Source organism: Halegenticoccus soli (genome assembly GCF_002844195.1).
GTDB classification, from domain to species: Archaea; Halobacteriota; Halobacteria; order Halobacteriales; family Haloferacaceae; genus Halegenticoccus; species Halegenticoccus soli.
On record NZ_PEND01000002.1, the window covers coordinates 545,993 to 564,011 of the forward strand.

The 18,019-nt window shown below is 72.1% G+C and carries 18 protein-coding genes and 1 pseudogene; 9 read left to right on the forward strand and 10 right to left on the reverse strand.

What is annotated here, in order from left to right:
- Window positions 1-78: 78 nt before the first annotated feature.
- Window positions 79-1,668, forward strand: a complete 1,590-nt coding sequence (locus CNO20_RS07755) for a SagB/ThcOx family dehydrogenase (protein WP_101295554.1) — start codon at window positions 79-81, stop codon at window positions 1,666-1,668.
- A 22-nt stretch (window positions 1,669-1,690) separates the two neighbouring features.
- Here the strand turns inward: CNO20_RS07755 and CNO20_RS23260 are convergent, their stop codons facing one another.
- Window positions 1,691-1,852, reverse strand: coding sequence for a hypothetical protein (locus CNO20_RS23260; protein WP_199174760.1), 162 nt, complete (start codon window positions 1,850-1,852; stop codon window positions 1,691-1,693).
- Window positions 1,853-2,014: 162 nt separating this feature from the next.
- Here CNO20_RS23260 and CNO20_RS07760 point away from each other — a divergent pair, with 162 nt between their 5' ends.
- The 6 genes from CNO20_RS07760 (at window position 2,015) to CNO20_RS07780 (ending at window position 7,480) form a co-directional block, all read left to right on the forward strand.
- Window positions 2,015-3,523, forward strand: coding sequence for a cobyric acid synthase (locus CNO20_RS07760; RefSeq protein ID WP_101295555.1), 1,509 nt, complete (start codon window positions 2,015-2,017; stop codon window positions 3,521-3,523).
- 72 nt (window positions 3,524-3,595) lie between these two features.
- Window positions 3,596-4,369 (forward strand): nucleotide-binding protein, encoded by a 774-nt coding sequence (locus CNO20_RS07765; protein ID WP_101295556.1) that lies wholly within the window; start codon window positions 3,596-3,598, stop codon window positions 4,367-4,369.
- Window positions 4,366-4,914: a DUF8054 family protein gene (locus tag CNO20_RS07770; protein WP_101295557.1), complete on the forward strand. Its 549-nt coding sequence runs from the start codon at window positions 4,366-4,368 to the stop codon at window positions 4,912-4,914. The genes CNO20_RS07765 and CNO20_RS07770 overlap by 4 nt, the downstream gene beginning before the upstream one ends.
- Before the next feature lie 57 nt (window positions 4,915-4,971).
- Window positions 4,972-6,135 (forward strand): AI-2E family transporter, encoded by a 1,164-nt coding sequence (locus tag CNO20_RS07775; protein ID WP_101295558.1) that lies wholly within the window; start codon window positions 4,972-4,974, stop codon window positions 6,133-6,135.
- Window positions 6,136-6,275: 140 nt separating this feature from the next.
- The gene (locus tag CNO20_RS22525; protein ID WP_143423161.1) at window positions 6,276-6,467 is read left to right on the forward strand and encodes a hypothetical protein; all 192 of its coding nucleotides are present in this window, start codon (window positions 6,276-6,278) and stop codon (window positions 6,465-6,467) included.
- Window positions 6,464-7,480, forward strand: coding sequence for an agmatinase family protein (locus CNO20_RS07780; protein ID WP_101295559.1), 1,017 nt, complete (start codon window positions 6,464-6,466; stop codon window positions 7,478-7,480). The genes CNO20_RS22525 and CNO20_RS07780 overlap by 4 nt, the downstream gene beginning before the upstream one ends.
- Window positions 7,481-7,569: 89 nt before the next feature.
- Here CNO20_RS07780 and CNO20_RS07785 read toward each other — a convergent pair whose 3' ends face one another.
- Complete coding sequence (locus CNO20_RS07785) at window positions 7,570-8,619, reverse strand: NrpR regulatory domain-containing protein (protein ID WP_101295560.1); 1,050 nt, start codon at window positions 8,617-8,619, stop codon at window positions 7,570-7,572.
- Window positions 8,620-8,757: 138 nt separating this feature from the next.
- Between CNO20_RS07785 and CNO20_RS07790 the strand changes: the two genes are divergently transcribed.
- Window positions 8,758-10,188, forward strand: coding sequence for a sodium:solute symporter family protein (locus CNO20_RS07790; RefSeq protein WP_101295561.1), 1,431 nt, complete (start codon window positions 8,758-8,760; stop codon window positions 10,186-10,188).
- An 81-nt stretch (window positions 10,189-10,269) separates the two neighbouring features.
- Here the strand turns inward: CNO20_RS07790 and CNO20_RS07795 are convergent, their stop codons facing one another.
- The 8 genes and pseudogenes from CNO20_RS07795 to phnG form a co-directional block, all read right to left on the reverse strand.
- A complete protein-coding gene (locus tag CNO20_RS07795) occupies window positions 10,270-11,043 on the reverse strand; it encodes a sugar phosphate isomerase/epimerase family protein (protein WP_233203979.1) in 774 nt (257 codons plus the stop codon).
- Window positions 11,040-12,290 (reverse strand): alpha-D-ribose 1-methylphosphonate 5-triphosphate diphosphatase, encoded by a 1,251-nt coding sequence (locus CNO20_RS07800; protein WP_101295562.1) that lies wholly within the window; start codon window positions 12,288-12,290, stop codon window positions 11,040-11,042. Before CNO20_RS07800 ends, CNO20_RS07795 begins: the two co-directional genes overlap by 4 nt.
- On the reverse strand, window positions 12,287-12,586 hold the full coding sequence (locus tag CNO20_RS07805; RefSeq protein WP_199174761.1) for an ATP-binding cassette domain-containing protein: 300 nt from the start codon (window positions 12,584-12,586) through the stop codon (window positions 12,287-12,289). Before CNO20_RS07805 ends, CNO20_RS07800 begins: the two co-directional genes overlap by 4 nt.
- Entirely contained in the window at window positions 12,583-13,404 is an 822-nt protein-coding gene (locus tag CNO20_RS07810) for an ATP-binding cassette domain-containing protein (protein ID WP_101295563.1), read from the reverse strand. The genes CNO20_RS07805 and CNO20_RS07810 overlap by 4 nt, the downstream gene beginning before the upstream one ends.
- Window positions 13,401-14,447, reverse strand: a pseudogene (locus CNO20_RS07815) (alpha-D-ribose 1-methylphosphonate 5-phosphate C-P-lyase PhnJ). Before CNO20_RS07815 ends, CNO20_RS07810 begins: the two are co-directional and overlap by 4 nt.
- Window positions 14,440-15,654 carry a carbon-phosphorus lyase complex subunit PhnI gene (locus CNO20_RS07820; RefSeq protein WP_101295564.1) on the reverse strand — a complete coding sequence of 405 codons (1,215 nt, stop codon included), beginning with the start codon at window positions 15,652-15,654 and terminating at the stop codon, window positions 14,440-14,442. The pseudogene CNO20_RS07815 and the gene CNO20_RS07820 overlap by 8 nt, the downstream one beginning before the upstream one ends.
- Window positions 15,655-16,296: a phosphonate C-P lyase system protein PhnH gene (phnH, locus tag CNO20_RS07825; RefSeq protein ID WP_101295565.1), complete on the reverse strand. Its 642-nt coding sequence runs from the start codon at window positions 16,294-16,296 to the stop codon at window positions 15,655-15,657. It lies immediately after the preceding gene.
- A complete protein-coding gene (gene phnG / locus CNO20_RS07830; protein ID WP_101295566.1) occupies window positions 16,293-16,736 on the reverse strand; it encodes a phosphonate C-P lyase system protein PhnG in 444 nt (147 codons plus the stop codon). Before phnG ends, phnH begins: the two co-directional genes overlap by 4 nt.
- A 273-nt stretch (window positions 16,737-17,009) precedes the next feature.
- Between phnG and CNO20_RS07835 the strand changes: the two genes are divergently transcribed.
- Window positions 17,010-17,885, forward strand: coding sequence for a PhnD/SsuA/transferrin family substrate-binding protein (locus CNO20_RS07835; protein WP_199174762.1), 876 nt, complete (start codon window positions 17,010-17,012; stop codon window positions 17,883-17,885).
- The last annotated feature ends 134 nt before the right edge of the window (window positions 17,886-18,019 follow it).

Here is an 18,019-nt window from a genome sequence, read left to right on the forward strand (position 1 = left end):
GACTTCGGGCCGGGGATTCGACCCTCAGTCGCCTTCGACCCCCAGCCGCCTTTACCTCCCGCGCGCGTAGACGGACCCATGAGCGAGGGAGTCGACGCCGTCGCGTACCACGAGCGGACCAAACACTCCCCGCGGAGCGTCAGGGAGTCCGGCCACCGCCTCGACTTCGAGAACAGGCCGCGGCCGTACAAGGCGTACGAGGGCCTGCCGGAGGTCCCGCTCCCCGAACCGGGCGACCTTCCCGACGTGCCGGCGCTCCGGGCGATCACCGGCGACTGGGGGGAACGGGGCGACTGGGGCGAAGGGCACAAAGGGAGTACTGGGGGCGAAGCGGACCGAGCGCCGGCGGAGATCACGCGCGAGACGGTCGCCGCGCTCTGCCACTACGCCACCGGGAACACGAAGGTGCTGCGCCGCGGCGACCGCGAGATCCCGTTCCGCGCCGCGGCCTGCACCGGCGCGCTCTACCACGTCGACCTCTACGTCGTCTGCGGCGACCTGGCGGACCTGGACGCCGGCGTGTACCACTTCGACCCGCGCGACCGCTCGCTCGACGTACTCCGGGAAGGCGACTTCCGGGACGCCCTCGCGGCGGCGACGGGTGGCGAGGACGCCGTCCGCGCCGCGCCCCTGTCGTTCGTCGCCACGTCGACCTGGTGGCGGAACGCCTGGAAGTACCGCGAGCGAACCTACCGGCACGCGTTCTGGGACTCCGGGACCGTCCTCGCCAACCTCGCGTCGGTCGCCGCGGTTCTCGGCCTGCCGACCGAGGTCGTCCTCGGCTTCGTCGACGGTGACGTCGCCGACCTGCTCGGCGTCGACCCCGTCCGGGAAGCGCCGCTCGAAGTCGTCCCCGTCGGCGCGGGTTCCGGCGCGCCAGCGTCGCCGCCGGTCGAACCCCTCGATCCCGAAACCCGGCCGCTCTCCGAGCGAGAGCGCGAGTTCGAGTTGATTCGGGAAGCCTACCGGGCGTCGGCGCTGCCCGACGCGTCCGCCGTCCGAGAGTGGCGCGGGACCGGCGCGCCCGCGGATCCGCCGTGGCTCGCGGCGGCGGGTGACGGCCCGCGGATCGACCTCGATCCGGTCGGCGACGATCGGGCGTCGAAGGTGCCCCTCGACGTCGCGATCGAGCGTCGGGGGTCCTGCCGGGAGTACGCCCGGGAGACGCTGAACCGGCGGAAGGTGGCGACGGTCCTGGACCGCGCGCTGAACCGCTCCCCCGCCCCGCTGGACGTGGCAGATCCCGACGGGCCGCCGCTGCAGTTCGCGGACTGCTACCTCGTCGTCCACGGCGTTTCGGGCGTCCCGAGCGGGGCGTACCACTACCACCCGACCGAGGGGGCGCTCGAACTGCTGCGCGAGGGGAACTTCCGCTGGGAGGCCGGCCACCTCGCGCTCGACCAGCGGCTCGCGGCAGACGCCGGCCTCGTCGCCTTCTTCGCGACGGACGTCGCGGCCGTCCGCGACCGGTTCGGCGACCGCGGCTACCGCGTCGCGCAGCTGGAGGCCGCTCTCGCCGCCGGCCGGCTCTACCTCGGCGCGTACGCCCACCGCGACCTCGGCGCGACGGGGCTGACGTTCTACGACGACGCGGTGACCGACTTCCTCTCGCCGCGCGCGGCCGATCAGACGCCGCTCTTCTGCTGGACGCTCGGGCGACCGGCGTGAGCGCGACGCGCGCGGAGCCCCGTCATCGCCGGTGTTTCAGCTTCTCGCCGACGACGCCGGGAACCGCCGTCATGCAGTACCGGCAGAACCACGACGACCGGGTGATCCCCTGTTGGCGGGTAAGGTCGTCCTTCGTTTCGAGCGTCGCCCCGCACCCTTTGCACCGGTAGCTCGTGCTCGACATACCCGAACGTCCTGTCGGGATGGTCCCGGATGAGCGTGACGGCCGGACGCTGCCGATCGACGCGAACTCGGTTCGACGCGCCGAACGCGCCGAACGCGCCGAACCCGCCGCGGACGGAAGCCGTTTTGCGGCGGCGGTCCGTACCGGGACGGACGAACAACCGTGACCCGCACGCTCCTCGTCGCCGGCACCGCGAGCCACGTCGGAAAGAGCACCGTGGCGGCCGGCCTGTGCCGCCTGCTGTCTGACCGCGGCGTCGACGTCGCCCCGTTCAAGGCGCAGAACATGTCGAACAACGCCCGCGCCGTGCCGCGCTCGGACGGCGAGGGGTTCGGCGAGATCGGCGTCTCCCAGTACGTCCAGGCCCGCGCGGCGCGGATCGCCCCGACGACCGACGTGAACCCGGTGCTGCTCAAGCCGCGCGGCGGGGGGGAGTCGCAGCTCGTCGTCGACGGCGAGGCCGTCGGTCACCTCCCGGCCGGAAGCTACTACGACGAGCACTGGCGCGACGCCCGGGACGCCGCGGTCGCGGCGCACCGCCGCCTGGCGGCCGAACACGACGCGATCGTCGCCGAGGGGGCCGGCAGCATCGCCGAGATCAACCTCCACCACCGGGACCTGGCGAACGTCGAGACGGCCCGCTTCTCGGACGCCGACGTCCTCCTCGTCGCGGACATCGAGCGCGGCGGCGTCTTCGCCAGCCTCGTCGGAACGCTCGAACTGATGCCCGACGACCTCCGCGGGCGCGTCGTCGGGGCCGTCGTCACCAAGTTCCGCGGCGACGCCTCGCTGCTCGAACCGGGGCTCGACGCCTTCGAGGAGCGGACGGGGGTCCCGGTGCTCGGGGTCCTCCCCTACGACGATCCGGGGCTGCCCGAGGAGGACAGCGTCTCGCTCCCGGCGGCGGGCGAGCGGGCGGTCTTCGGCGCGGACGACGGCGTTCCGGACGAGCGCGCGGTGACCGTCGCCGCGCCGCGGCTGCCGCGCGTCTCGAACTTCACCGACCTCGAACCGCTCGCGGCCGAGCCGGGCGTGCGCGTGGCGTACGTCCCGCTGGACGACCTCCTCGACGGGGCGGACGCCGTCGTCCTCCCCGGGACGAAGAACACGGTCGACGACCTGCTCGCGCTCCGGGAGGCCGGCTTCGACGCCGCGCTGGCCGACTTCGAGGGCCCGATCGTCGGCCTCTGCGGGGGGTACCAGATGGTCGGCGGGCGCGTCGCCAACGCCGGCGTCGAGAGCGCGCGCGACGTGGAGGCGGTCGAGGGGCTCGGCCTCCTGCCGGTCGAGACCCGGTTCTCGCCGGAGAAGCGGGTCGAGGCGGTCGATCTCCGCCTCGACGGCGTCGGCCCGCTGGCGGGGGCGGCGGGCCCCGTCTCGGGCTACGAGATCCACATGGGGGAGACGGCGGCGACCGGCCCCCTGCGGCTGCCGTTCTCGCGCGAGGGCGGTGACGCGACCGCGGCGCTCGGCGCGGCGACGGATCGCGTCCTCGGGACGTACCTCCACGGGCTCTTCGAAAACCGCGGCGCGCGGGAGGCGTTCGTCGACGCGGCGTTCGGGGCGGCCGGACGCGAGCGACCCGACGCGCCGAGCGCGACTGAATCCCCCTACGACCGCGCGGCCGACCTCGTCGCCGAGCACCTCGACGTAGCGGCGCTGGGCCTCTGACCGACCCGTCTCGAACCGCGGTTCCCCTCCGAACTCCGAAATTTTAACACCCCTGAGGAATCACTCCGGTGTATGGTGGAGGCGTTCGCGGTCGCGAGCGGCAAGGGCGGGACGGGAAAGACCACCAGCACGCTCGCGCTCGGGATGGCGCTCGCCGGGGAGTACGACGTGACGGTCGTCGACGCGGACACCGGCATGGCGAACCTCCTCTTTCACGCCGGCCTCGACGACGTCGAGGTGACGCTGCACGACCTGCTCGTCGAGGGAACCGGGACGGACGTCTCCGAGGCGGTCTACGAGCGGTTCGGCATGTCGGTCGTCCCGTGCGGGACGAGCCTCGCGGCGTTCGAGGCGGCCGACCCCGCCCGCCTCCGGGCGGTCGTCGCCGACCTCGCGGCCGACGCGGACGTCATCCTGCTCGACTCGCCCGCGGCGCTCGGATCGAAGAGCGCGGTGCTCCCGGTCGTGCTCGCCGACCGGATCGTGGTCGTCCTCCAGCCGACGATCCCCTCGCTCAGCGACGGCCTGAAGGTCCAGGAGTACGCCCGCTCGTACGGCAGCGAGACGGCGGGCGTCCTGTTCAACAGGGTGCGCGACGACGTCGGGATCGAGCGGGTGGCCGAGCGGGCCGAGCGGTACTTCGGGGGCGAGACGCTGGCGACCGTGCCGGAGAGCGACGCCGTCCGGGCGGCGCGGCGCGCGGGAAAGCCCCTGCTCGCGCACGCCCCCGACTCGGCGGCCGCGGACGCCTACCGCGAGGCCGCCGCCCGGATCGACGTCCGGGCGGGCGACGAGGGCGCGGTCGCGGATCGCTTCCGGAGCGCCGTCGTCCCCGACACGCCATGAACCTCCCGCGGGGCGATCTGATACGCTCTCGCGTCGTCCGCGACCCGGGGGTCGCGCTCGAAGCCGCCCTCGACGCCGAGCTGACGGGGTACGTCGTGCTCGAACCGCAGGACGCCCTGCTGCTCGGCGGCGAAACCAGGGGCGTGCTCACCTTCGAGGACGGCGTCCCGGTGCTCGCGTACGACGCCGCGAGCGACCGCGGCGGCCCCGACGCTCTCGCGGATCTCGCGCTCTCGGGGCCGTACCGCGCGGACCTGTACGAACTCCCCGGCGGTGCGCTCGCGGAGGCGCACGACACCCCCGAACTGCGAGTGCCGCCCAGGATGCCGGCGGAGGAGCTGGCCGACGCAGCCGACCTCGCGGCGCGGACCCGGGCGGCCGCGCCCGCCGAGCGCGCGGTCGAGGACGCGGCGCACGCGAGCGCCGTCGAGGCGTTCCTGGCCGACGAGGAGCGGATCGCGGCCCTCCGCGAGCGGGCCCGCGAGGAGGCGCGGACGCGCGCCGAAGAGTGGGGGCTCGGAGGCGAACTCCGGGACGGACCCTGACCGCGCCCGGTCGGCGCGGCGACAGCTTACAAACGTCGGCGCCGCGTGGAGTTCACCATGCAGTGGAGTCTCCCGTTCGACGCCGAGCGGTCGCGGGCCGGCTGGTGGCTCGTGGCGGTCGCACTCGGCGCGGCGTTCGCGTTCGTGCTGTACTCGTTCGTCGGGACGTTCGTCTTCGGACTGTTCGTCTACTACGGCGCGCGACCGATGCACCGGCGGCTCCTGCGGCGGATCGACTCCCGCGGCGTCGCCGCGACCCTGACGATGCTCCTCATCGTGCTGCCGACGCTCGCGCTGCTCGTGTACGCCGTCGGGGTGGGCTTCCAGCAGTTCACGGCCGCCGCCGGCCCCGGCCTCGCGGACGCGATCGCGGAGCGCCTCCCGGCGAACGTGCGGTCGCTCACGTCGCTGGCGAGCGAACCGCGGCGGGCGATGGGGGAACTCGGCACCCTCCGCGATCTGGAGGGCGAGATCACCGCGGGGCTTCAGACCGCCGGCGCGATCGCCAACGGGCTGTTCCACCTGACGCTGTCGCTCGCGTTCGCCTTCTTCCTGTACCGCGACGGCGACCGCCTCGACGCCTGGTTCCGCGCGGACGTCGGCGACCGGGGGAGCGTCGCGCACGCGTACGCCAGCGCGGTCGACGCCGACCTCGAGGCGGTCTACTTCGGGAACGTGCTGACGGTGCTTCTGGTCACGCTGCTGTCGCTCTTCGTCTACAACGGCTTCGCCACGATCGCCCCCTCGGGCGTCGGCATCCCCGCGCCGACGCTCCTGGCCGTGCTCACCGGGGTCGCGACGTTCATCCCGCTGGTCGTCGGGAAGGTGGTGTACGTCCCCGTCGCGCTGTACCTCGGCTGGCGCGCCCTCGAAGCCGGGCCGGATCGGCTGTGGTTTCCGGTCGCCTTCCTCCTCGCGGCGTTCCTGCTCCTCGACATCATCCCGCAGACGTTCCTCCGCCCGTACATCGCCGGGCGGACCCTCCACACGGGCCTCGTGCTGTTCGCGTACATCCTCGGCGCCGCGCTGTTCGGCTGGTACGGGCTCTTTCTCGGACCGCTCCTGCTCGTGCTCGTCGTGCAGTTCGTCCGCATCGTCCTCCCGGAGCTGCTCCACGGCGAACCGCTCACCCCGCTTCCCTCCCGGGCGCTGTCGATCGGGTCGGATCCGGCGTTCGACGACGCGGCCGCCGACGGCTCGGAGGAGACGCAGGGGGGGTGACGGCACCCCTTCGCTTACCTTCTGGTTCACCCTCATCCGCCTCCGGCGGCGTCTGGTCCCCGTCTCGCACGCCCCCGTCCCGCACCCGCCGCGCGGGACGCCGGCGAACCTTTAACTCCTCCCTCGAACAAGATCGTCGGGTGGCATACCGTTGCCACCTACGAACCAGCATGTCCGACAACAGCAGGCACACGACGGGAGAAAACCGACGGATCGCGGATCGCGTCGAGTACGCGACCCAGATGCGCGAGGAGCCGAACGGGCCGATCGCACGCGCCTCGCGGCGCGTCGAGCGCGGCGGTGCGGCGATCCCGGAGGCGGTCGGCCGATGACCGAGCGATCGCCGGGGTCGTCGCGGCTCGACGCGTTCAGAGACGCCCACGCGGGCGCGGACGTCGAGATGGCGTACGCCGGGTTGAAGACCTTCCTGAAGGCCGAACCCCGCCGGGTCGAGGATCTCGACGGCGCGGACGTCGCCGTCCTCGGCGCGCCGTACGACGGCGCGGTGAGCAACCGCCCCGGCGCGCGGTACGGCCCCGAGGCGATCCGGCGGGCGAGCGGCTGGTGGGCGTACCTCTCCGGGTACAAGGGCGGGCTCACGAACGTGAACACGGGCGCGCAGGTCGACTACTCGGACCTCTCGATCGCGGACTGCGGCGACGTTCCCGTCTTCCCCATGGACTACGAACTGACCGCCGAGAGCGTCGTCGCCCACGTCGCGACGGCCGCGGAGCGGGCCTTCCCGCTCCTGCTCGGCGGCGACCACTACTGCACGTACCCGGCGTTCCTCGGGTTCGCCGAGGGGAGCGGCGCCGAGACGGTCGGGCTGGTCCAGATCGACGCCCACAGCGACACCTCCGACGAGAGCACCGTCCTCGGCGAGCACTACCACGGCTCCAGCACCCACCACATCGCGAACTCGGCGTACTGCGACTACGAGCGCGTGAGCCAGGTCGGCATCCGCGGCTACGAGAGCCCGGGCTTCTTCGAGTTCGCCGACGAGACCGGCCTCAACCTCTTCACGATGCGCGACGTCCACGAGCGCGGCATCGACGCGGTGGTGGCCGACGCCGTCGAGGCCGCGGCGGCGGACGCCGACGCCGTCTACGTCACGTTCGACATCGACGCCGTCGATCCGAGCGTCGCTCCCGGCACCGGCACGCCCGAACCCGACGGACTGAGCGCGAACCAGGCGCTCCGGACGATGGAGATCCTCGGCACCCACGACGCCGTCGGTGCGGCGGACCTGATGGAGGTCGCCCCGCGGTACGACCTCTCCGAGGGGACGGAACGCCTCGCCGCGTACCTCCTGGTCACGCTGATAGAGCGGCTCTTCGCCGAGTAGTTCGTCACCTTCGGTGCGGTAGTCCGGTGCGGCGGGTCCGCGGAACCGACCCGGCAGGCGCTCCGCGATTATCGGCGGGGGCTCCGCGATTACCCGTCCGGGCCGCGCTCGGCGCGGACGACTCGCACGCTCTCGAAGGCGGCGCGGGGAACGAGTCCGTGCAGCGTCGTCCAGGAGTCGACGCACCCTTCCTCCGCCAGGAGCGAGATCGCCGTCTCGCCGATCCCACCGTAGGTCAGCGACGCGAACTCCCAGCCGGGCGCGCTCCGGGGGAACGGCCCGTTCTCGCGGGGGCGCCGGACGTCGAGGACGCCGCCGAGGTTCGCGCGGGCGTCGAGCGACAGGTCGCGCGTCTCCTCGTACCGCGTCAGCGGAAACTCCCGGTAGTCGACGACGAACAGCCCGGGGTGGTTCCCGGCGACCGTCCGTCGGACGGTCGTCCGCCCGGCCCCGATCAGGAGGCTCACGACGTCCATCGTGGAGAACTTCCCGCTTATCGCGTCGACGTACCGGAGGACCGTTCCGCCGCGGTCCGGGTCGGCCCCTCCCCCGTACGGCACCTCCGACGGGTCCGGATCCGGGTGGTACTCGACCAGCCCCGCGGTCTTGAGGTCGTTCTCGATCCCGCGCGAGAGGAGAATCCCGCCGAGCGTGATGCTGGAGGGGACCAGGAGCCGCGCGGTTCCGGGCGGCGCGTCGGCCGCGTCGTCCTCGACCGCGACGAGAACGGGGGCGAGCGGCGTCCGCGAGAGCGACGCCAGCGATTCGAGCGCGCCCTCCAGGTTCGACCGCGGAACGTGCGCGGCGCAGGCGATCACCTCGCCGGCGTCCTCCAGCGGGTCGTACGTGACTCGGCTCGTCAGCGTGGCGATGCGCTCGCGCACCTGTTCGAGCCGCCCGCTCACGTCCCCCCGTCCGAGCTCCGACCTGCCGGCCTCGGTCAACTTCCGACCCTTCCCCGGGATCTTCTCCGTGAGCCCCGCGTCGTCGAGTTCCGACAGGATCAGCCGCACGGTCCGCCCCTTGATCGAGTAGCCGTACCGCTGCAACAGGTCGACCAGTCGGATGCTCCCGATCGGTCCGTGGGCGTCTATGAGCCGGAGGATGTCGTACGTCCGGCGATCGAGGTCCTCGGCCATCGACTCACTCTGAACCCGCCCGACGAATAAGCGTGTCTCACCGCCTCGATACGACTGCCCTCTCTCGCGGCTCCGACGCACCCGGTGACGCCGAGGCGACGCCAATATTTAAGTATCATTGGGTGGCAACACCTTGCCATGGTAGCGTCACCCATCGACATCGGCGTCGTCCTCGCGTACGTGCTCGGGATGGTCGGCCTGGGCTACTGGGGGTACTCGCGATCCGAGACGCTGGAGGATTACCTCGTCGCCGGGCGGAACGTCCCGCTGTGGATGTACGTGCCGGTCATGTCGGCGGTCATCCTCGGCGGCGCGTCGACGATCGGCGGCGGCGGTCTCGGCTATCAGTACGGGATCTCCGGCGCGTGGCTCGTCGTCTGTCTCGGCCTCGGCACCGTCGCCCTCGGCCTGCTCGTCTCGACGAACCTGGCGAACCTGAAGGCCTACTCGCTCGGCGAGGTGCTGGAGCGGCGATTCGACCGGTACTCCGGGACGATCGGCGCGGTCATCGCCGGCGTCTACGCGCTCACCATCGCAATCACCCAGACCATCGCCATCGGGAAGGTGCTGAGCGTCCTTCTGGGGTTCGACCAGACGGCCATGATCGTCGCCGCGGGCGTGATCATCGTCGTTTACACCGGTCTCGGCGGGATGCTGACGGTGACGATCACCGACTTCGTCCAGTGGTGCATCATGACCGTCGGAATCTTCCTGCTCGCGATCCCGCTCGGGCTCGGCTCCGTCGGCGGCCTCTCGACGCTGTCGGCGCGGCTCGACCCCTCCTTCTTCGATCCGGTCGCCATCGGCTGGGACACCATCTGGGGCTACGTCCTGCTGTACGTCCTCGGCATCATGATCGGCCAGGACATCTGGCAGCGGGTCTTCACCGCGCGCGACGCGGAGGTCGCCCGCACCGGCACCGTCGTCGCGGGGGCCTACGCCGTCGTCTACGGCCTGGCGACGGCGTTTCTCGGGATGCTCGCGCTGGTCCTCCTGCCCGGCCTGCAGGATCCAGAACTCGCGCTGCCGCGGCTGATCCTCCAGGTGATCCCTGTGGGACTCTCGGGGATCGTCCTCGCCGGCTTCATCTCGGCGATGATGTCGACGGCGGACTCGGCGCTTCTCGCCTCCAGCACGCTCTTCACCAACGACGTGTACAGGCGGTTCATCGACCCCGACGCCGACGACCGCACGTACACGAACGTCTCGCGCGCGGTCATCGTCGCCCTCGGGGCCGTCATGATCTACGCCGCGGTGCGCATCGGCAACGTCGTCGACGCGCTCGTCCTCGCGTACGATCTGCTCACCGGCTGCATCTTCGTCCCCGTCTTCGGCGCGTTCTTCTGGAAGCGCGCGACGTGGCAGGGTGCGCTCGTCTCCATCGTCGGCAGCGGCGCGGTGGTCGTCGCCTCGCTGTGGCTGTACGGGTTCGCCTCGAACCTCCCGATCATCTACGGGCTGGCGACCAGCCTCGCCCTGTTCGTGGCCGTGAGCCTCGTCACCGGCCCCCCGGCGCGCGACAAGCTCGATCGCTGGCTCCGGAACCTCGACGCCCCCTCGATGGACTGAGGGCGGCCGATCCGGCGCCCGTTCTCACCCGTGCCCGAGGCGGTCGCGCGACCGTCGTCTCGTCGCCCGCGATCCCGCCGCTCAGACGCTCGGGGAGACGCTCCGTTTCACGTCCTCGACGGTCTTCATCTCCAAGACGTTGTACCGCGCGCCGACCGCCTCGCAGATCGGCTCGTACGACGGGAGCGGCCGGTGTTGATCCGCGGTCCCGTCGTTGTCGTGCAGGTGGACGACCCGGATCCGGTCGGCGAACCGATCGGCGAACGCCCGCCAGTCGAAGCCGTTGACCTTCGCGTGGCCGACGTCGAGCGTCACCCCGAGCGCGTCCGGGTCTGCGCCGACCGCGTCGAGCAGGCGCGCGAGGTCGTCCGGTGTCGTCGTGTGCCGCTCCTTCTCGGCCGAGCGGGGCTGGTTTTCGAGACACAGCGGGACGCCGACGTCGGCCGCGTGGGCGGCGCACTCGGCGAGCGACCGCCGCGCGTTCTCGCGCGCCTTCTCGCGGACGTGCTCGGGGTACCGCCGGGGAACGGACCCGCCGTGGACGACGACCGCGCCCGCCCCGGCCGCCGCGGCGTCGTCGAGCGTCCGCTTCACCTGGTCGACGCTCGCCGCCCGGGAGGCGTCGTTGAAGCTGCCGACGTTCCAGTCCCGAAACGGGGCGTGGTAGCTGACGCTGACACCGAACGCCTCGGCGAGCTCCCCCACCCGCGCCGGCGACGGGGCGTCGGGGTGGCCGTGGAGGTACTCCCGCTTGAGTTCCACGTGATCGAGGCCGAGATCCGTGATGCAGTCGAGGAACGTCTCGACGCGCGCCTCGAACCTGACGTCCATCGCCGCGCCGACGCTCGCGCTCATCGACCCCTCCCGGTTCGGCCGTCTCCGGTCCGGCCGTCCCCGGTCCGGCCGCCGTCGGATCGGGCGGTTCCGGCCGCGCGGGCGCGGTACACTTCGCGTCCCGCGACGACGGCGCGCTCGACGACCGGCGTCGGCTCCGGGTCCACGACGACGAGGTCCGCCCGCGCGCCCGGTTCGATGCGGCCGCGGTCGGTCAGCCCGACCGCCTCGGCGGGGTGTTTCGTCACCCGCGCCACGCGGGCGGGCAGGGGCTCGCCGGTGTCGACGAACGGCGCGGCGAGCAGCGACGGCGGGTGGTAATCCGCGCAGAGCACGTCGACGACGCCGGCGTCGATGGCGTCCGCGGCGTCCAGGTTCCCCCAGTTGCTGCCGCCGCGGACGAGGTTCGGCGCGCCCATCGCGGTCGTGAGGCCGAGTTCGTGCGCCCGCTCGGCCGCGTCGAGGGTGACGGGGTACTCGCTGATCCGGACGCCGCGGCCGTCGAGCCGCTCGACCTCCACCGTGGTCTCGTCGTCGTGGGACGCGACGGCCACGCCCGCCTCGCGGGCGCGCTCGACGATCCGGTCGATCCGCTCGTCGAGCGCCTCGTCGCTCAGCGAGGCCCGCTCGTCGAGGATCGACTCGGCCTCCTCGCGGCTCAGCCCGGCGTGGTCGACGTACCACCCGAGGAACCGCTCGCGGTCGCGGAACTGCCCCTTGCCGGGAACGTGGCACATGAGCGAGACGAGGTCGGCAGCGCCGCGGTCGAGGACGGCCTCGACGGCGTCGACGCTCCCGAGCTCCGTCAGTTCGCAGCGCGCGTGGACGAAGTGGTCGCCGAGGAGCGGGTCCGTCGCCGCGACGGCGTCGACCAGCTCCGCCGCCAGATCGGTCGATCGATCCTTCTCCGGGGAGTCCTCGAACGCGACGGCGTGGAACTTCGCCGTCACCCCGGCGGCGACGTTCGCGCGGTCCGCGGCGGCGAGCGCCATCGGCGTGTCGACCCGCGCGCCGCTGCGCGGGTGGAGGTGCGACTCGATGTCGTCGCCGTGCAGGTCGATCAGTCCGGGCAGGAGGAGTTTCCCGTCCGCGTCGATCCGCGCGTCGGCGCTCGCGCGCCCAGAGGTCGAGCCTTCCGACACCTCGACGATCCGGTCGCCCTCGATCAGGACGCCGCCCTGGACGACGGCGTCCGGCGCGACGATCCGCGCGTTCTCGACGCGGAGCGTCCCCTCGCGCGCGTCGGCCTCCCGGCGGGCTTCGCTCACGCGATCACCTCCTCGCGGTACTCATCGGCCGGGAGGACGCGCCGCACCCGCGCGTCGTCGAGTTCGACGACGCGGTCGGCGCTCTCGTAGCGCACCGACCCGGCGCTCGGATCGTACGTCCGGTAGAGGCACTTCAGGAGCGACGACTTGCCGCTCCCGCTCTCGCCGACGACCGCGAGGAACTCCCCCTCGCGGACGTCGAAGCTCACGTCGTCGAGGCCGACGACGCGGGTGCCGCCGACCGTGTGCATCTCGAATCGCTTCGACAGGTTCCGGACCGATAGGATCGTTTTCATATCACCGAGTTGATCAGCGTCTGGGTGTACTCGTGGTGCGGGTCCTCCAGGATGCGGTCGGTCAGCCCCGACTCGATCACGCGGCCGCGCCGCATGACCAGGGTCCGGTCGGCGAGCAGGCGGACGACGCCGAGGTCGTGCGAGACGACGATCGTGGCGACCTCCTCTTCGCGCTGAATCCGCCGGAACACGTCGAGCACGCGGGCCTGCACGCTCACGTCGAGGCCCGTCGTCGGCTCGTCGAGGATGACGAGCGACGGGTCGTTGGCGATCGCCTTGGCGATCTGCACCCGCCGCTGCATCCCGCCGCTGTAGGTCCGCGTCGGGTCGTCCATCCGCGAGACGGGGATCTCCGTCTCCTCGAACAGTTCGCGGACCCGGTCGCGGATCTCGCCGTAGTTCCGCCAGCCGGCCGCGAGCAGCTTCTCGGCGACGTTGCCGCCGCCCGAAAAGGAGAGGTTGAGGCCGTCGCGGACGCGCTGGTGGACCATGCCGATGTGCTCGTTCCGCAGCGCGAACCGCTCCTCATAGTTCGCGTCGAGGAGGTCGCCGTCGTAGCCGGCGTACTCGACGGTGCCGTCGGTGGCCGCGAGGTCGAGGGCGAGTATCTCGGCGAGGCTCGACTTGCCGGAGCCGCTCTCGCCGACGACGCCGAGCACCTCGCCCTCGCTGACCGAGAGGTCGACCGCCGCGCAGGCCACGACGCTCCCGCAGGCGGAACACCGGTTGTCGCCGGCCAGGTCACCTGTCCGTTCGACGCACTCCGAGCAGCCGTCGCCGTAGATCTTCGCCACGCCCCGCGCGTCGAGGACCGTCACCCGGCGTCACCCCCGTCCGGCGTCCCGGGGCCCCACGCGACCCCGGATCGGTCGAGGTGGTGGTCCTTCGGGAGGTCGGGGTCCCGACTCCGCTTCTCGCAGAAGCTCTCGTCGTTGCAGACGAAGCGCCGCTCGCCCCCGTCCGTCTCGATCTCCGTGAGGTAGGTGTCCTCGCTGCCGCACGCTGCGCAGCCGCGCTCGGGGAAGCGCTCGACCTGAAAGGACCGGTCCTCGAAGGCCAGCGGCTCGACGGACGTGTGCGGCGGGACCGCGTAGATGCGCGCCTCGCGCCCCGCCGCGAACAGGAACAGCGCGTCGGCGTCGTCGAGCTTCGGCACGTCTCAGCGCGGGATCGGCGAGGGATCCATCAGGTAGCGGTCGGCCACCATCACCGGGTAGCGCGCCGCGATGTCGATCTCGCCCCACTCGACGACGTTCTCGTACAGGGCGACCCACATCTTGCTGTAGTTTCTGTGCGCGTGTCGCCGCCGGTTGCGGTCGTCGCTGCCGTCGACGCGGCGGAGGGCGTCGGTGATCGGCACCTGCAACACGAGGATCTGCTCGTCCGTCAACACCTCCTCGGGGATGCGGTGGCGGGTCTGGATCACCGTCGCCTCCGTCGCGTCGGTCGTCGTCTCGACGCCCGCCGTCGTGCGGGCCAGCCGCCGGATGTTGGCGGCGTTCACGCTCTCGTCGCTGCCCTGGTCGATCACCTTGAACGCGTCGTCGGGCCCGAGGAGCGAGAGCGACGCCTGGATGCCGCCGGTCCCCCACCCGCGGGCCAGCGGCATCTCGCGGGAGGCGAACGGCACCTGGTGGCCGGGAATCGCGATCGCCTTGAGGGTCGCGCGGCGGACCTCGCGCTTCGTGTGCTCGTCCAGGTAGGCGTAGTTGTACCCCGACAACCCGTCGCGCTCGCAGGCGTCGAGCGCGTCGTCGACGGAGGTCGCGTCGACGGTCACGCCGCGCTCGGAGGCGGTCGACCCCGCCTCGCTCCCGGTCTCGGTCGCCTGGCTCCCGGTCCCGGATCCGGACTCAGTCACCGGCGCTCACCTCCGCGGCCGCGGCGTCGTCACCGTCACCGCCGTCGTCGCTGTCGTCACCGTCGCCGCCGTCGACCTCACCGCCCTCGTCGTCACCGCCGCCGCCGTCACCGCTCTCGTCGCCGGCGGCCCCCGTCCCCCGTTTCCGCTCCCTGATCGAGCGGATGCGGTCCAGGATGCTGCCGAAGGTCACGTAGTGGGGGAGCTTCAGGTGCTCGACGAAGCCGAACGAGTCGATCCCGTCGATCACGTCCAGCACGAACTCGGCGTCCTCGGCGGGCTCGTCCCCGTCCAGCTGGATCGAGGCGTCGAGCATCGTCATGCCGATCGCCTTCCGCTCGTTGCGGCCGAAGACGAGGCCGTAGCCGAAGGCGAACCGCGGGTCGTCGCGCGTTTCGTACGCCGGGACGACCCCCTCGAACTCGGTCACCTCGACGCTCGTCACCTCGACCGCCTCGCCCGTGTACGGGTGTTCGATCTCGACCGGGAGCTCGCCGATCCGCACCTCGGCGAGCGTCGGGTGGATCCGCCCGTACCCGCGGAGCGCGCTGTACCCGAGCGCGGTGATCGCGCCCGTCTCGCCGCGGGCGAGCTCCTGCAGGACGGCCGACCGCGGGGCCGGAAAGAGCACGGGCCGCCGCGTCGTGTCGTACGGTTCGTCGTCCTCCGACTCCGCGTCCGGATCCTCCCTCGGCTCCTCGACCAGGCCCTCCGCCCGGAGGACGTCGATCACGTTGCGGAGCGTCCGGGGTTCCTCGTCTTCGAGGTCCCAGTCGGCCGTCGGGTCCGTCGGCTCCCCGCCGTCCGCGAGGTCGAAATCCAGGAGGCGCTGGGTGTAGTCCTTCGTCGCACCGAGGATCTGCCCGCCCGGCACGTCCTTGAACGCCGGCGAGACGCGGCGGGTGGCGAACATCTCGTCGGGCTCCGCCGGCACGCTGTCGCCCCACCGCTCCAGCGTCGACCGGTACGCCCGGAGCAGGAACGCCGCCTCGGCGGCGTCCCCCTGGGCCTGCTTCACCGCCAGGGCGGCCAACCGCGGCGCGTACAGGCCGCCCTCGCTCATCGCCTGCGCGGTCAGGCGGCCGAGCTGGCCGCCGATCTGGTCGAGGTCGAGGTCCGCCGCCCCCTCCTCGACGCGGCGCTTCTCGAACAGCTCCTCGGCGCGCCGGATGACCTCCTCGCCGGCTTTGACCGCGACGTACCCCATTCAGACCACCTCCAGGGTGGCCGAGCGGGGCAGCGCGGCGACGCGGTCGGCCGCGGCCAGGACGACGTCGATCCCCCTCGGGTACCCCGACTGCGCGTCCGCGACGGCCGAAAGCTCGGTCGGCGGCAGGCCGCCGACCGAGAGCCTCCGGGTTCCGGGCACGCCCGGACCCGAGACGGTCACGCGACACCCGCCCTCGCCGTCGGGGTCGCCGGTCGCGCCGCCGTCACCCTCGGCGAGGGAGATCCGGGTGTCGCGGACGGGGTCACCCCCGCCCTCGCTCGGCACCTCGGGCGCGTTCAGGGAGGCGACGCGGTAGATCACCGTGGCACCCTCGCTCGGCTCCCTGAGCGTGCCGCGGTTCGCGTCGCGGACGCGCCCGTCCGTCGGTTCGGGGGCGTGGACGATCCGCGCCCGCTCGAACGGCGCTTCGGCGAGCCGCCCCTCGCGCGCGAGCAGCCCGCGGACCTCCTCGTCGGGCGTGTAGCACGTCACCTCGTGGTCGACGAGCGTCGCCAGCGCGGCGCGGTCGGCGGGGCCCGCGGGGACCCGGCGGACGGTTCCCGGGCGGCTCATCGCGTCGACGAGCGCGCGGAACGTCGCTCGGGCGTCGTGGACGGGGTCCATCCCGAGCGCCCTCATCCCTCGTCCTCCATCGCCTCGAACTCGACGGCGGTCGCGCGGCTCTCGGCCCACCGGCGGCGGCGGCGTCCGTCGCGCTCCGCGGCGGCGGCCCGGAGCTCGCCCGCGATCCGGTCGGTCAGGTCGTGGCCCGCGGCGACGGCGGCGTCGAGGATCGCCCCGGAGAGCGCCGCCCGTTCCTCCTTCCCGGGGACCATCGCGAACCCCTTCTCGCCGTCGAGTTCGACCTCGGCCGCCGTGACCACCACCTCGCCGAGGTTGAAGCGCCGCTTCTCGACGGGCTCTACGACCCGCTGCATCACGAGCCGCGGCGTCGGTTCCTGGAGGACGCGCAGGCGCGTCCCACAGTCGAGGACGCCGTCCGCCAGCCCGGCGAGCGTCTCCCCGTCGCAGGCGGCGAGCAACTCGAACCGCTCCGAGCGGTCGTACACATCGGTCATGTTCGTCCGCCAGGTCCCGGGAGACCGAGTTAAGGGTTCGCTGGGTACTCTCCGGGTCCGTCCGCGGGGTACGGCGCGATCCCCCGTCCCTCGCCGCCGGTTCGGACCGGTACGGACCGATCGAGACCGACCCGGCGAACCGTCCGGTCGAACGAGCGAGTACGGGCGAAAAAGTATCTGTCGCGCGATACGACGTCCGGCGGAGGCCGAACGCGACCAGTTGTACTCTACCCAGACAACTGTTAATCGACCCTCCCGCCTGGCGCAACCTGCATGTCGCATCCGACGGAGAACGCGGAGACGGCTCGGGGCACCGAGACATCCGGACGGGGAACCGACACGTCCGAAACCGGCGGGGGGCGGGGGTTCGACGCGACCGCCGCCCGCGCCGGTCGGCGGAAGTACCTCGTCGGGGCGGGAACCGCGGCGCTCGCGTCCCTGGCGGGCTGTGCCGGCGTCCTCGGCGGGGGCACGTCGGCGGAGGAGGTCACGATCCTCCTCACGCCGGAGAACCCCTCGGACGTGAAGAACGACTACATGCCGGTGCACAACTACCTCGAGGGGGAGATCGACGGTCTCGAAATCGAGTTCAGGGTCCCGACGGACTACTTGGCGATCCGGCCCGCGCTCGAAAGCAAACAGGCCGAGATCGGGATGGACGACATCACGCTGATCTCCTCCCCCGACCTCATGGACGTGTTCGGCACGGCCGTCACCGGGGGGACGGCGTGGTACTTCTCGATGATGCTGACCAACCAAGGCTCGGGTATCGAAAAGCGGACCGACCTCAAGGGGAAGAAGGTCGCCTTCGCCGACCGCCTCTCGACGAGCGGTTCGATCTTCGCCTGCTACACCCTGATGGAGGCGGGCCTCGACATCGGCGACGCGCCGGACGGCGAGCCGGTGGACTTCGAGGGCGAGTGGTCGAACCACAAGTTCGCGGTCGAGATGCTCGCCAACGAGCGCGCGGACGCCTGCTGTACGTGGGGCGGCAACGGGATGCCCCACGTCGAGGCGAGCGACGTCCCCGATCGGGTCAAGGAGAAGACGGCCTACCTCGATGACGCCGCGACCGAGGAGCCGATCTTCGAGCCGATCTGGTGGTCGTTCCCGATCCCGAAGCAGCCGATCTACGCCCGGAAGAGCTAGGAGTCCGACGCGAAGGGGAAGATCGAGAAGGCGCTGCACGACTGCACCGAGGAGAAGCTGGAGAGGTACAAACCGGACGACTACGACGCGACGCTGCCGTTCTCGACCCTCAAGGACACGTCGATAGCGGACTA